Below are 12,748 nucleotides of genomic sequence, written 5' to 3'. Positions count from 1 at the left end.
CCCCCGTCGCCGCCGAACAACCCGGCGTTGCCGCCCCGGCCGCCGTTGGCCCCGTCACCACCGCTGCCCCGCAGCAGCCCGCCGTTTCCGCCGTTGCAGGCAGCGGCGGCACAATCGGCGGCAGCGTCGATACCGTTGCCGACGAGCCAGCCACCCTCACCGATCATCGGGACCACCGCCGACCGGGAGTCCGACCCGCTCGACGTGCGCTGGCTCCCCGGGGCGCCCGGCACCAACCACCACAGCTCGTCGGACACCGGCGCCTGCGGCACCAACAACGCGTCGAAGGAGGCCAACTCGACGGCCCGGACCGGTGCCGCCGGCGCACCCGTCTGGGTGGACAGCAGCACGCCGATGCCGACTGCCGCCACGCCCCCTGCACCGGCCGCGACCCAGCGGTGGGCGGTGGTTCCCCGGCCTGCGCCAGCGCTGCGGTCGGTCACATCATGTGCGGTGCGGCGGCGTTGAGCCATGCGCAGTTCCCCCTGGTCTGCTCGGTCTCTGGATTCACCGGAATCTAACACGGCAAATCGGCGCCTCAGTCAATTACCCTGCCCGAATGGTGTACCGTGTTGCGCCTCGAATTAGCTGACACCACACCTGCGCTCGGAAGTCCCGGTAGCTGCGTCAGACCGGCGACCCTCCGAATTCGCGGCCACGGCGGATCGCCGCACGGAGCCGTCCGGGATGCTGCGAATACCGCAAAGACCTGTAACGATGCCGGACTGCAACCGGGGGCCCGCGGCGGGTCAGCGCTTGCGGTCGGGCACCTTGTACGAGGAGGGCCACGATTCGCGCGTCTCGTCGCCGACAAGCGGAATGCCTTTGCTGCCGATCCGGATGTCGTAGGCCTCCTTGCCCGCGCCGACTTCGCGGTTGGCGTGCTCGGTGGCCAGGTAGATCAGCTGATCGATCTCGGCCTCGGCGAACGCGACGAAGGTGGTCTTGCGGACCACCTCGTCCGCCGCCGGCACCATCCGGTCCGGCAGCACCCGCGTCAGCAGGGCCGCCACACCCAGCAACGTGAACGGCACCACCCAGTAGCAGACGAACGACAGCGGCGTGCGGATGTCCAGGATGGTCGCGTCGCCCTGCAGGATCGGCGGGACCGCTGAGGACAGCGCCATGCCACCGAACGCCGCGATCCAGATCCAGGTCAGCAGCGTGGTGATGCGGGCGAAGGGCTCGCTGTCGATCACTTCCTTCGGCTGACCGACGACGGCGAACTCGCGGACGAACGGCTTGCCGATCAGCACGCTGACCAACGCCACCACGAAGATCCCGGCGGTGCTCAGCGGCTGCATCCACCGTTCCATGAAGCCCTGGCTCACCGTGAACGTGAGCACCGTCAGCAGGAAAAATGTTGCGACAGCGCCGATCTCCAGCGTTCGCCCAGGAGATCCGCTGAGCCTGGAGACGACGAGTGCCGCGATCGCCACCGCAAACGCAACGAGCACCGCGGTGACGAAGGGAACGTTGCCGACGAGGATCCAGTAGACGATCCACGGTGCGAAGCCGAACAGTATGCCCACGAGCGGTCAGTGTATTGAGTCACAATCCGCCCACCGATGTGGGTTCCACACTCGGCACCGACAGCACCGCGAGATGGCGACGAAAACTGCTGCATCACAAAGCGATCGATCACGCTGGTTTCAGGGCCGACACGGCGGGAACAATCCGTCGGGTCCGCAGGAGTAGGACGCGACGCTTATCACAGCTGCTACCGGTAAGGGGCCGTACAAATGCGGGAACACCATGTCGGCGGGATCGGTGGGAGCCCCGGGTTCCCAGCGGACCGGAGAGGAGAGACGTGCGGCGTCGATGCGGAGCAACAGCAGGTCTGCCCGGCCGGTGTAGAGACGATTCGCGGGCAGGTGGACCTGAGCCGGTGTCGACAGGTGCACAAATCCCACCGCGTCGAGGGAATCAGGGTGCAATTCGCCCGACAGGCGCGCTGTGTCCCACTGCGACGCAGCGCATAGATGGACGAGGACATCGGACATACCGTCACCCCCAATTTGTCGCAACACATAGATCCGTGAGACACGACACACCCGTAAACCCCCGGGGAACAAGGCCGGAACCCCAAGCGTCTGACAGAGTGGAAGTACGTCGCCACATCCTATGGAGGTGCCATGACCGCAACGCTGACCAGTCCCGAGTTGACCAAGGCTGACCGCTGCGACCGTTGTGGCGCCGCGGCCCGCGTACGGGCGAAGCTTCCGTCGGGCGCCGAGCTGCTGTTCTGCCAGCATCATGCCAACGAGCACGAGGCCAAGTTGGTCGAGCTGGCTGCAGTTCTGGAAGTAAGCCAGTTGGAGCCGTAGCGGCACATCGGCGATGCTGGACTGGTCATGAATGACCAGTCAGCCCCGCCCCCCGAGCGGCCGAGGCCGTCGCGCCACCACTTTCGGCACATATTCCGCCGAACCCTGGCAAAAAGTTGGGACGACTCGATTTTCGCGGAGTCAGCCCAGGCTGCCTTCTGGTGCGCACTGTCACTGCCCCCGCTTCTGCTGGGGATGCTGGGCAGCTTGGCCTACGTAGCTCCACTGTTCGGCCCGGACACCCTGCCGATGATCCAGAGCCAGTTGGTCAGTACCGCCGGGCGATTTTTTTCGCCCAACGTGGTCGCCGAGATCATCGAGCCCACGGTGCGCGACATCATCAAGGGTGCCCGGGGCGAGGTCGTGTCCCTGGGGTTCGTCATCTCGCTGTGGGCGGGCTCGTCGGCCATCTCTGCGTTCGTCGACTCGATCACCGAGGCCCACGGCCAGACCCCTCTTCGCCATCCCGTGCGGCAGCGGTTCTACGCACTGGGGCTGTACGTGGTGATGCTGGTGGGAGCCATCGTGACGGCCCCCTTCCTGGCGCTGGGCCCGCGCAAGATCGCCGAGTTCATCCCCGACAGCTGGGATCACTTCCTTCGTTTCGGCTACTACCCGGTGCTGTTCCTCGCGCTGGTGGTCGCGGTGAACCTGCTGTACCGGGTGTCACTGCCCAAGCCGCTGCCGTCGCACCGGCTGGTGTACGGCTCCGTGCTCGCCGCGGTGGTGTTCCTGGTGGCGACGTGGGCGCTGCGGGTCTATCTGACATGGATCACCAGCACCGGCTACACCTACGGCGCGCTGGCGACTCCGATCGCATTCCTGTTGTTCGCGTTCTTCCTGGGCTTCGCCGTCATGTTCGGTGCGGAACTGAACGCGGCCATCGAGGAGGAGTGGCCAGCTCAGGCGACCCACGCCAAACGGCTGCGGTGGTGGCTGGAGGCCAAAGCCAGCGCCTTCAGCGGCGCGCCGACCGCACAACCGGTCGACGCCCCCGAACACCTCGTCATACCCCCCGGCGACGCACCCGCCGCGGTCGCCAAGGGCGACGCCGCTACTTCTTGAGCTGCTCGTAGATCTGCTTGCAGTCCGGGCACACCGGCGAACCGGGCTTGGCCGACCGGGTCACCGGGAACACCTCACCGCACAGCGCGACGACGTGCGTGCCCATCACCGCGCTCTCGGCGATCTTGTCCTTCTTGACGTAGTGGAAGAACTTGGGGGTGTCGTCGTCAGTCCCGTCGTCGACGCGTTCGTCGGTGTCGGTGCGCTCGATGGTCTGGGTTTGCATGTCACCATTCTGCCTCGCCACAGATCGGTAAGAAACGTCACCGGCACACCGGCTGCCGATGTGCAACAGTGGAGTAATGAAACAAGGCCAAGAGCTGAGTTTCGATGACGATGGCCGGCCCGTTCTGATCACCCGGGCCGCGCTCGCTCACGAGGAACAGCACCGCGCCCGGGTACGCAAGTACCTCACGCTGATGTCGTTCCGCATCCCTGCACTGATTCTCGCCGCGGCGGCCTACGGCATCTGGCAAAACGGTCTGGTCTCGTTGGCGATCATCGTGCTGTCGATCCCGCTGCCGTGGATGGCCGTGCTGATCGCCAACGACCGTCCACCGCGACGCGCCGAGGAACCTCGGCGGTACGACTCGAAGCGGCGCATCCCGCTGTTCCCGACAGCCGAGCGCCCCTCTCTGGAGGGCTCGGCGGCGGTGTGGCCGCAGGCCGAGGCCGAGCACTCGGGGTACGAAGCGGGCGATTACCGCGGCGACGTTCCCCGCTGATCATCGCCGGGGGCACTTCTCAGCACATTCTCAGGTCGAGCTCCGAAAACCGCAGCTCAGCAGGTGTGAGCCGCGGTGAGGTTGGGAACTCTTCGAACTCATAGAGCGTTGTAGCTCTTGAAAGTTCGACCCGATCAGGAGGCCGTAATGGCAAATGCCACCAGCAGTCGCTTCGACCAAGATCTGGATGCCCAGAGCCCAGCCGCAGACCTGGTGCGCGTCTACTTGAACGGCATCGGCAAGACCGCGCTGCTCAACGCCGCCGACGAGGTCGAACTCGCCAAGCGAATCGAGGCGGGCCTGTACGCGCAGCATCTACTCGACACCCGCAAGCGCCTCGGCGACAGCCGCAAGCGCGATCTTGCGGCGGTGGTTCGCGACGGCGAGGCGGCGCGGCGGCACCTGCTCGAAGCCAACCTGCGTTTGGTCGTCTCGCTGGCCAAGCGCTACACCGGGCGCGGCATGCCGCTGCTCGACCTCATCCAGGAGGGCAACCTCGGGCTGATCCGCGCGATGGAAAAGTTCGACTACGCCAAGGGATTCAAGTTCTCGACCTACGCCACGTGGTGGATCCGCCAGGCGATCACCCGCGGCATGGCCGATCAGAGCCGCACCATCCGTCTTCCGGTCCACCTCGTCGAGCAGGTCAACAAGCTCGCCAGGATCAAGCGCGAAATGCACCAGAACCTGGGTCGCGATGCCACCGACGAGGAGCTGGCCGAGGAGTCGGGCATTCCCGCGGAGAAGATCGCCGACCTGCTGTCGCACAGCCGCGACCCGGTGAGCCTGGACATGCCGGTCGGCAGCGACGAGGAAGCACCGTTGGGCGACTTCATCGAAGACGCCGAGGCGATGTCGGCCGAGAACGCCGTGATCTCCGAACTGCTGCACACCGACATCCGCTACGTGCTGACCACGCTGGACGAACGCGAACAGCAGGTCATTCGGCTGCGGTTCGGCCTGGACGACGGCCAGCCCCGCACACTGGATCAGATCGGCAAGTTGTTCGGGCTCTCCCGGGAGCGGGTGCGCCAGATCGAGCGCGAGGTGATGGCCAAGCTGCGCAACGGTGAGCGTGCAGACAGGCTGCGCTCCTACGCCAGTTAGTACGCCAGTTACTGTAGCAAGCCCCCACGGAAAGCCCGCCGGAATTTTCGGCGGGCTTTCTGACTTCACTGTTGTCTAGCCGTGTCGCCAGATGAAGCACCGCTGTTCAGCGGGTCGACCGGTAGACTCGCCCCAGACGGAGGGTGTGCGAATGAACGATCTGGTCGATACCACCGAGATGTATCTGCGAACCATTTACGACCTCGAGGAAGAGGGCGTCATCCCGCTGCGCGCGCGGATCGCGGAACGTCTCGATCAGAGTGGACCCACCGTCAGCCAGACCGTCTCGCGGATGGAGCGGGATGGCCTCCTACACGTCGCGGGCGACCGTCACCTGGAGCTGACCGACAAGGGCCGCGGCTTGGCGGTCGCGGTGATGCGTAAGCACCGTCTTGCCGAGCGGCTCCTCGTGGACGTCATCGGGCTGCCCTGGGAGGAAGTCCACGCCGAGGCATGCCGGTGGGAGCACGTGATGAGCGAGGACGTCGAGCGCCGGCTGGTCCAGGTGCTCAACAACCCGACCACGTCCCCGTTCGGCAACCCGATCCCGGGCCTGTCGGAGCTCGGTGTCGGCGATGAGCTGATCAACGAGACGATCAGCCTGGTTCGGCTGACCGAGTTGCCCGCCGGAATGCCCGTGGCGGTGGTGGTGCGGCAGCTCACCGAGCATGTCCAGGGCGACGCCGAGTTGATCGCCCGGCTGAAGGACGCCGGCGTGGTGCCCAACGCCCGCGTGACCGTCGAGGTCAACAACCACGGCGGCGTCATGATCGTCATCCCCGGCCACGAGCAGGTCGAACTCCCGCACGAGATGGCTCACACGGTCAAGGTCGAAAAGGTCTGACCCGCCGCGCAAGCTAGCCTGCCCGGCGGCCGAAAAGCCGCTTCGGCGGCAGCTGCACACCGAGCTGCTTGGCCAACCGGTAGCCGGTGCGGGCCAGTTCCCGTATCTGCTCTGGCCGCATCCCCGACTGCAGCGCGTGGTCGAGCATCCCGGCCATCCGGTGCGACGGTGAGCACCTCAGCGCTGCGTCCAGTGAGATCCCGGCAAGCGGCCCGTCCCCCCGCGCATAGGCCGAAAATGCCAGCAGTACCAATGCTTCCGCTCGCCACGGCTCCGGCAGCCGGCGGGCGAGCTCGGCCCACAACGATTCGGCCGCGCCCGCATGGTCTCCGACGGCCAGTGCATACAGAGTGTCGCGCACCCGCGGATCGGTCAGCGCCAACGCCAGCCGCGTCAGCTGCCCGTCGTCCAACGGGGGGCCGTCGGTGAGCTGATCCGCGCAGGCCAGGGCATGCTCGATGTCGCTCTTGGCCTGCGAGTCCGGACGGTCGGGATCCACCGCGCCGGCCGCGCCGATGTCCCGGGCCATCGCGGCGCTGCGTTCGGGATCGACCTGGGCGACCACGGCAACCAACTCCGAGCGCCGGGCGTAGAGACGCCGACCGTCCAGCACGGCGGCCACGGCGACCGGTGAGGCCGCCGGATCCTCGACCACCCCTGTGCTGCCGCACCCGTCGGCGCAGTACCACCGGCCTCCGGCGGCGACCTTGTCGACCACGTGTGCGGCGGACAGTTCGACGTCCCATCTCGCGAGCTCGATGGCCAGTTCGTGTGTCAACTCCCGGTACTGGTCCGCGCACATCCGGCATGCGGCACCCTCGTCGTCGACGATCACAGCGATCGCGATCTCCGCTCGCGAGGCGGCCGCCAGTTCCGCGAGCTGACTCAGCGAGTAGTCCGCACCTTCGGAAAGCTCGGCGCGCATCACCGCGCCCATCTCACCGTGGGCAGCGGTCACCAGCACCAGCGATCTCTCGGGGACGAACCCGAGGACAGCGGGCAGCGCCGCGATCAGGGCGCCGGGTCGGTCGAGCGGGTTATCGGGACGATGTGTTGTGGACATACCGCAAACCTCGCAACACCTGCCGACGGCGAACCGCTGTCGACGAGGTGTTGCACCCGAACTGGGGATGGAATCGCGATTGGGGATCAGGTCCGCCCGAGCCGTGAGAGTTCACCAGGTGTTGACGTCGGCCGACATGCGAGACCGGCACAACCGGCGTAGACCTTCTTCCATGGGTTCCGCGCAGGAGTACGACCTCGTCGTCATCGGGTCCGGCCCGGGCGGGCAGAAGGCTGCCATCGCCGCGGCGAAAGTCGGTAAGTCCGTCGCCGTGATCGAGCGCGGGCTGATGCTGGGAGGGGTCTGCGTCAACACCGGCACCATTCCGTCGAAGACGCTGCGCGAGGCCGTCGTCTACCTGACGGGCATGAGCCAGCGCGAGCTCTACGGCGCCAGCTACCGCGTCAAGGAGAGGATCACCCCGGCCGACCTGTTGGCGCGCACCCAACACGTCATCGGCAGGGAGATCGACGTCGTGCGCTCGCAACTGATGCGCAACCGCATCGAGCTCTACGTCGGTCACGCCCGGTTCATCGACGCGCACACCATCCACGTCGACGACCCCGGCCGCGCCGAACGGGTCACGGTCAGCGGCCGCTACGTCGTCATCGCCACCGGCACCAAACCTGCCCGGCCGCTCGGCGTGGAGTTCGACGAGAACCGCGTACTGGACTCCGACGGGATCCTCGACCTCAAGTCCATTCCCGGCTCGATGGTCGTGGTCGGCGCCGGCGTCATCGGCATCGAATACGCCTCGATGTTCGCGGCACTGGGCACCAAGGTCACCGTCGTCGAGAAGCGTGACAACATGCTCGAGTTCTGCGACCCCGAGATCATCGAGGCGCTGAAGTTCCACCTGCGCGACCTGGCCGTGACGTTCCGGTTCGGTGAAGAGGTGACCGCCGTCGACGTGGGATCTGCGGGCACCGTGACGACGCTGGCCAGCGGCAAGCAGATCCCCGCCGACACCGTCATGTACTCGGCGGGCAGGCAGGGCCAGACCGACCACCTCGACCTCTCGAACGCCGGGCTGGAAGCCGACAACCGCGGTCGCATCTTCGTCGACGACAACTATCAGACCAAGGTCGACCACATCTACGCAGTCGGCGACGTCATCGGCTTCCCGGCCCTGGCGGCGACGTCCATGGACCAGGGCCGGCTGGCCGCCTACCACGCGTTCGGCGAGCCCTGCAAAGGCATGACCGAGCTCCAGCCGATCGGGATCTACTCCATCCCCGAGGTGTCCTACGTCGGGGCGACCGAGGTGGACCTGACCAAGGCGTCGGTGCCCTACGAGGTCGGTGTGTCCCGGTACCGCGAGTTGGCACGCGGGCAGATCGCCGGCGATTCCTACGGCATGCTCAAGCTGCTGGTCTCCACCGAGGATCTGCGCCTGCTGGGGGTCCACATCTTCGGCACCAACGCCACCGAGATGGTGCACATCGGCCAGGCCGTGATGGGCTGCGGCGGTACCGTCGAATACCTCGTCGACGCCGTATTCAACTATCCGACCTTCTCCGAGGCCTACAAGGTCGCAGCCCTGGACGTGATGAACAAGCTGCGCGCACTGCACCAGTTCCGATCCTGAGCCACCCGCACCCTCCGCCGGATGCGGAATGTCACATCGGTGTGAGCGCGTTCCAACGAATCGGTGACGGGGGTATACCGCCGTGGCGGGAAACCCCACATGCGGGACACTGGTAGGACACAGTGCGAACGACACCCACTGTCGCGACCACAGTGGCAAGGAGGCAAGAGATGGCTGAGAACACAGACAATCCAGGTCAGCAGTACCAACCTGAGCAGACGGGCATGTACGAGCTCGAGTTCCCCGCCCCCCAGCTCGCGGCCGCCGACGGCCGCGGACCGGTGCTGATCCATGCCTTCGAGGGCTTCTCCGACGCCGGCCGGGCGATCAAGCTGGCTGCCGAGCACCTCAAGGACACGCTCGACACCGAGCTGGTGGCATCGTTTGCGATGGACGACCTACTCGACTATCGGTCCCGTCGGCCGCTGATGACGTACAAGACCGACCACTTCACCCACTACGACGAGCCCGAACTGAATCTCTACGCACTGCACGACAGCGTCGGGACGCCGTTCCTGCTGCTCGCCGGCCTGGAGCCGGACCTGCGTTGGGAGCGCTTCATCACCGCGGTGCGGCTCCTGACCGAGCGCCTCGGGGTGCGCCGGGTGATCGGTCTTGGCGCCATCCCGATGGCGGTTCCACACACCCGGCCGATCACGCTGACCGCCCATTCCAACGACAAGGAGCTGATCGCCGACCACCAGCCCTGGGTCAGCGAGGTCCAGGTTCCCGGGAGCGTGTCGAGCCTGCTGGAGTTCCGGATGGCCCAGCACGGACACGAGGTCGTCGGATTCACCGTGCACATCCCCCACTACCTGGCGCAGACCGATTACCCCTCCGCGGCGGAGACGCTGCTGGCTGAGGTCGCCAGGAGTGGTTCGCTGCAGATCCCGACGGCCGCGCTGGCCCAGGCTGCTGCCGAGGTGCAGGACAAGATCAACGAGCAGGTCGCCGCCAGCCCGGAAGTCGCTCAGGTGGTGGAGGCGCTGGAGCGCCAGTACGATGCTTTCGTAGCCGCTCAGGAGAATCGGTCGCTTCTGGCACACGACGAGGATTTGCCCAGCGGTGACGAACTCGGCGCCGAGTTCGAACGGTTCCTCGCCCAGCAGACCGGTGAGAACGACAGGAAAGACGGGGACGATCCCACCGGTGGTCCCCAGCCGAGGTAGCTGCCATCAGTCCCGACGACGAAGTGGGCGACATGTCCGTGATCAGCGGGTTTGCGCTGTGACAGACCGCAAACCCAACCTGCGCTCCGTGCGGGAATGCACCCCCGCGTTGCACTACCGGACGATCCATGGCTACCGCAGGGCGTTCCGGGTGGCCGGGTCCGGTCCGGCGATTCTTCTGATCCACGGCATCGGTGACAACTCCACTACCTGGAGCACTGTGCAGGCCAAGCTCGCGCAGCGGTACACCGTCATCGCCCCCGATCTCCTCGGCCACGGAAAATCCGACAAACCTCGGGCGGACTACTCCGTGGCCGCTTACGCCAACGGCATGCGGGACCTGCTCAGCGTGCTCGACATCGACAGCGTCACGGTGATCGGTCACTCACTCGGCGGCGGCGTGGCGATGCAGTTCGCCTACCAGTTCCCACAGCTGGTGGACCGATTGATCCTCGTCGGGGCCGGTGGCGTCACGAAGGAGGTGAACATCGCGCTGCGGATCGCGTCGCTGCCCATGGGCAGTGAGGCGCTGGCGTTGCTGCGGCTTCCGATGGTGCTGCCCGCCCTGCAGCTCGTCGGCCGCGCCAGCGGCACCTTGTTCGGATCTACCGGGATGGGCCGCGACATCCCCAACATGCTGCGCATCCTGGCCGATCTGCCCGAACCCACCGCATCCTCGGCCTTCGCCCGTACGCTGCGCGCGGTGGTCGATTGGCGCGGTCAGGTCGTGACCATGCTCGATCGCTGCTACCTGACGCAATCGGTTCCGGTGCAGCTGGTCTGGGGTAGGAGCGATTCGGTCATCCCCGTCAGCCACGCCGAGATGGCACATGCCGCGATGCCGGGCTCACAACTGGAGATTTTCGAGGATTCAGGGCATTTCCCGTTCCACGACGACCCGGACCGTTTCGTCGAGGTCGTGCAGAAGTTCATCGATTCCACCGAACCCGCCGTCTACGACCAGGATTACCTTCGTGGGCTGCTGCGGGCAGGCATCACCGAGGGCGCGATCTCCGGTTCGGTGGACACCCGCGTCGCGGTGCTGGACGCGATGGGTGTCGACGAACGCAGCGCCACCTGAACATCGCGCCTGCAGATCACGGGTTCGTCGCGGCGGCCAGCACGTAGCATCGGCAACATGGCCATCGACGTGACAGTGCTGCGCGTGTTCACCGACGAGCAGGGCCGGTTCGGCAACCCGCTCGGCGTCGTGGATGCGGCCGAAGTGGAACCGGCTGATCGGCAACGCATCGCGACCGAATTGGGTTACAGCGAAACCGTCTTCATCACCCTTCCCGACGCGGGCAGTGGCACGGCACACGCGCACATCTTCACCCCCACCACCGAAGTCCCGTTCGCCGGCCACCCCACCGTGGGCGCGTCCTGGTGGCTCAAGAACAAGGGCACACCCGTGCGAACCCTGCAAGTACCCGCCGGGATCGTGCAGGTGGCCTACACCGAGGATCTGACCTCGGTCAGTGCCCGCGCGGAGTGGGCGTCGGACTTCTCGATCTACGACCTCGCCACGGTCGACGACCTGTCGGCGGCCGACCCCGACGACTACGGCGACGAAGTCGAGCACTATTTGTGGACCTGGCTGGACGAGGCCTCGAGCACGATCAGGGCAAGGATGTTCGCCCCCAAGCTCGGGGTGCGCGAGGACGAGGCCACCGGCGCGGCCGCGGTGCGCATCACCGAGTACCTCAGCCGGGATCTGACCATCGTTCAGGGCCAGGGCTCGATCATCCACACCACGTGGAGCCCGGAAGGCTGGGTGCGGGTGGCCGGGCGGGTGGCCGACGACGGGATACGTCAGATCGACTGAGCCGGCTGGCTGTGCGCCGCCACGTCTCGATGTGCCCGCAACGCCTCGATCTCCCGCTCGAAATCCTCGGCAGACGAGAACGACCTGTAGACCGAGGCGAATCTCAGATAGGCGACCTCGTCGAGGTCGCGTAGCGGGCCCAGGATGGCCAGGCCCACCTCGTGACTGGGCACCTCCGGCGAGCCCGTCGCCCGCACCGCATCCTCGACCTGTTGTGCCAGCAGGTTCAGTGCGTCGTCGTCGACCTGACGGCCCTGACAGGCACGACGCACCCCTTTGATGACTTTCTCCCGACTGAACGGCTCGGTCACACCGCTGCGCTTGACCACCGCGAGCACGGCGGCCTCGACGGTGGTGAACCGCCGTCCGCACTCGGGACACGACCTGCGCCGGCGAATCGCCTGCCCTTCGTCGGTCTCGCGGGAATCGACGACCCGGGAATCGGGATTACGGCAGAACGGACAGTGCATCACCGCTCCTTCGCCGCACCGACGGACAATCGCTTCGAACGCCTTTGAGCGTACCTGCGTGATCCGTGGCCGGCCCGAGGGCGGACCGATTGGGGCATAGTTCACGTGACGGCTCCTCAGTGCGTTTGGGCAGCAGGGCATTCGGAGCTGCGGCGGGTCAGGCGACCGGTGCGATCAGCGTCTGCCCTGCGGTCAACGTCACCGAGTCGAGTTCGTTCAGTTCACGGATCCGGTCGACGACCTCGCCGATCGGCGCACCGGGCGCCACCCGCTGCGCAACCTGTTGCAGCGACTCCCCCGTGTGTACCTGCACCACCGCCAGCCGCCCCGGAATCTCGGTATCGCTACCCACCACGCCCCCCGATTGGGCCACCAGGCCCAGCCAGATGGTGATCACACCGGCGATCAGCGCCAGTACAACGGTGGTCGCCGGGGTGATCGGGCGCCGCCGATGTGGGGACCGCGAGACGAGCACCCCGGTACCTCGGTAGCGCACCGGCGCCCCGCCGGGCCGCAACGAAGGTGCTGGCCGCCGGGCATGCGGTGAACCCGGCCCGCGCAACGC

At 66.6% G+C, this 12,748-nt stretch carries 15 protein-coding genes and 1 pseudogene; 9 read left to right on the top strand and 7 right to left on the bottom strand.

Annotation, left to right across the window (positions count from 1 at the left end):
- The 3 genes and pseudogenes from WA944_RS26130 to WA944_RS26120 form a co-directional block, all read right to left on the bottom strand.
- Positions 1 to 473, bottom strand: a pseudogene (locus WA944_RS26130) (hypothetical protein); the annotation flags it as partial.
- 276 nt (positions 474 to 749) lie between these two features.
- Positions 750 to 1,532: a hypothetical protein gene (locus WA944_RS26125; RefSeq protein ID WP_526647491.1), complete on the bottom strand. Its 783-nt coding sequence runs from the start codon at positions 1,530 to 1,532 to the stop codon at positions 750 to 752.
- A gap of 120 nt (positions 1,533 to 1,652) precedes the next feature.
- On the bottom strand, positions 1,653 to 2,003 hold the full coding sequence (locus WA944_RS26120; RefSeq protein WP_526373648.1) for a DUF952 domain-containing protein: 351 nt from the start codon (positions 2,001 to 2,003) through the stop codon (positions 1,653 to 1,655).
- Between the two features lie 132 nt (positions 2,004 to 2,135).
- Here WA944_RS26120 and WA944_RS26115 point away from each other — a divergent pair, with 132 nt between their 5' ends.
- Entirely contained in the window at positions 2,136 to 2,327 is a 192-nt protein-coding gene (locus tag WA944_RS26115; protein ID WP_159229482.1) for a DUF7455 domain-containing protein, read from the top strand.
- 27 nt (positions 2,328 to 2,354) lie between these two features.
- On the top strand, positions 2,355 to 3,392 hold the full coding sequence (locus tag WA944_RS26110; RefSeq protein WP_526610460.1) for a YhjD/YihY/BrkB family envelope integrity protein: 1,038 nt from the start codon (positions 2,355 to 2,357) through the stop codon (positions 3,390 to 3,392).
- Here the strand turns inward: WA944_RS26110 and WA944_RS26105 are convergent.
- Positions 3,382 to 3,618: a DUF3039 domain-containing protein gene (locus tag WA944_RS26105; protein ID WP_526373652.1), complete on the bottom strand. Its 237-nt coding sequence runs from the start codon at positions 3,616 to 3,618 to the stop codon at positions 3,382 to 3,384. The genes WA944_RS26110 and WA944_RS26105 overlap by 11 nt on opposite strands.
- Positions 3,619 to 3,694: 76 nt before the next feature.
- Between WA944_RS26105 and WA944_RS26100 the strand changes: the two genes are divergently transcribed.
- The 3 genes from WA944_RS26100 (at position 3,695) to WA944_RS26090 (ending at position 6,068) form a co-directional block, all read left to right on the top strand.
- On the top strand, positions 3,695 to 4,117 hold the full coding sequence (locus tag WA944_RS26100; RefSeq protein ID WP_526373653.1) for a DUF3099 domain-containing protein: 423 nt from the start codon (positions 3,695 to 3,697) through the stop codon (positions 4,115 to 4,117).
- A gap of 147 nt (positions 4,118 to 4,264) precedes the next feature.
- On the top strand, positions 4,265 to 5,224 hold the full coding sequence (locus tag WA944_RS26095; protein ID WP_163889880.1) for a sigma-70 family RNA polymerase sigma factor: 960 nt from the start codon (positions 4,265 to 4,267) through the stop codon (positions 5,222 to 5,224).
- Positions 5,225 to 5,375: 151 nt separating this feature from the next.
- The gene (locus WA944_RS26090) at positions 5,376 to 6,068 is read left to right on the top strand and encodes an iron-dependent transcriptional repressor DtxR (protein WP_526373655.1); all 693 of its coding nucleotides are present in this window, start codon (positions 5,376 to 5,378) and stop codon (positions 6,066 to 6,068) included.
- A gap of 13 nt (positions 6,069 to 6,081) precedes the next feature.
- Here WA944_RS26090 and WA944_RS26085 read toward each other — a convergent pair whose 3' ends face one another.
- A complete protein-coding gene (locus tag WA944_RS26085) occupies positions 6,082 to 7,131 on the bottom strand; it encodes a DUF4192 family protein (protein WP_526373657.1) in 1,050 nt (349 codons plus the stop codon).
- A 172-nt stretch (positions 7,132 to 7,303) separates the two neighbouring features.
- On the opposite strand from WA944_RS26085, the gene sthA reads away from it, so the two are divergent.
- From sthA to WA944_RS26065, 4 genes are all read left to right on the top strand, one after another.
- Positions 7,304 to 8,719 (top strand): Si-specific NAD(P)(+) transhydrogenase, encoded by a 1,416-nt coding sequence (sthA, locus tag WA944_RS26080; protein ID WP_526373659.1) that lies wholly within the window; start codon positions 7,304 to 7,306, stop codon positions 8,717 to 8,719.
- A 170-nt stretch (positions 8,720 to 8,889) separates the two neighbouring features.
- Positions 8,890 to 9,888, top strand: coding sequence for a proteasome assembly chaperone family protein (locus WA944_RS26075; RefSeq protein WP_526373661.1), 999 nt, complete (start codon positions 8,890 to 8,892; stop codon positions 9,886 to 9,888).
- A 58-nt stretch (positions 9,889 to 9,946) separates the two neighbouring features.
- Entirely contained in the window at positions 9,947 to 10,969 is a 1,023-nt protein-coding gene (locus tag WA944_RS26070) for an alpha/beta fold hydrolase (protein WP_526373663.1), read from the top strand.
- 57 nt (positions 10,970 to 11,026) lie between these two features.
- Positions 11,027 to 11,713, top strand: coding sequence for a PhzF family protein (locus WA944_RS26065; protein ID WP_526373665.1), 687 nt, complete (start codon positions 11,027 to 11,029; stop codon positions 11,711 to 11,713).
- Here the strand turns inward: WA944_RS26065 and nrdR are convergent.
- Positions 11,701 to 12,183 carry a transcriptional regulator NrdR gene (nrdR, locus tag WA944_RS26060; RefSeq protein WP_526373667.1) on the bottom strand — a complete coding sequence of 161 codons (483 nt, stop codon included), beginning with the start codon at positions 12,181 to 12,183 and terminating at the stop codon, positions 11,701 to 11,703. The genes WA944_RS26065 and nrdR overlap by 13 nt on opposite strands.
- Before the next feature lie 157 nt (positions 12,184 to 12,340).
- The coding region (locus WA944_RS26055) for a LysM peptidoglycan-binding domain-containing protein (protein WP_526647490.1) at positions 12,341 to 12,748 on the bottom strand (408 nt) is incomplete at its 5' end.

The organism is Mycobacterium sp. (assembly GCF_049683355.1).
In the GTDB taxonomy this organism is placed as follows: Bacteria; Actinomycetota; Actinomycetes; order Mycobacteriales; family Mycobacteriaceae; genus Mycobacterium.
The sequence above is the reverse complement of the archived record's forward strand: the minus strand, read 5'-3'. Positions and strand labels throughout refer to the sequence as shown.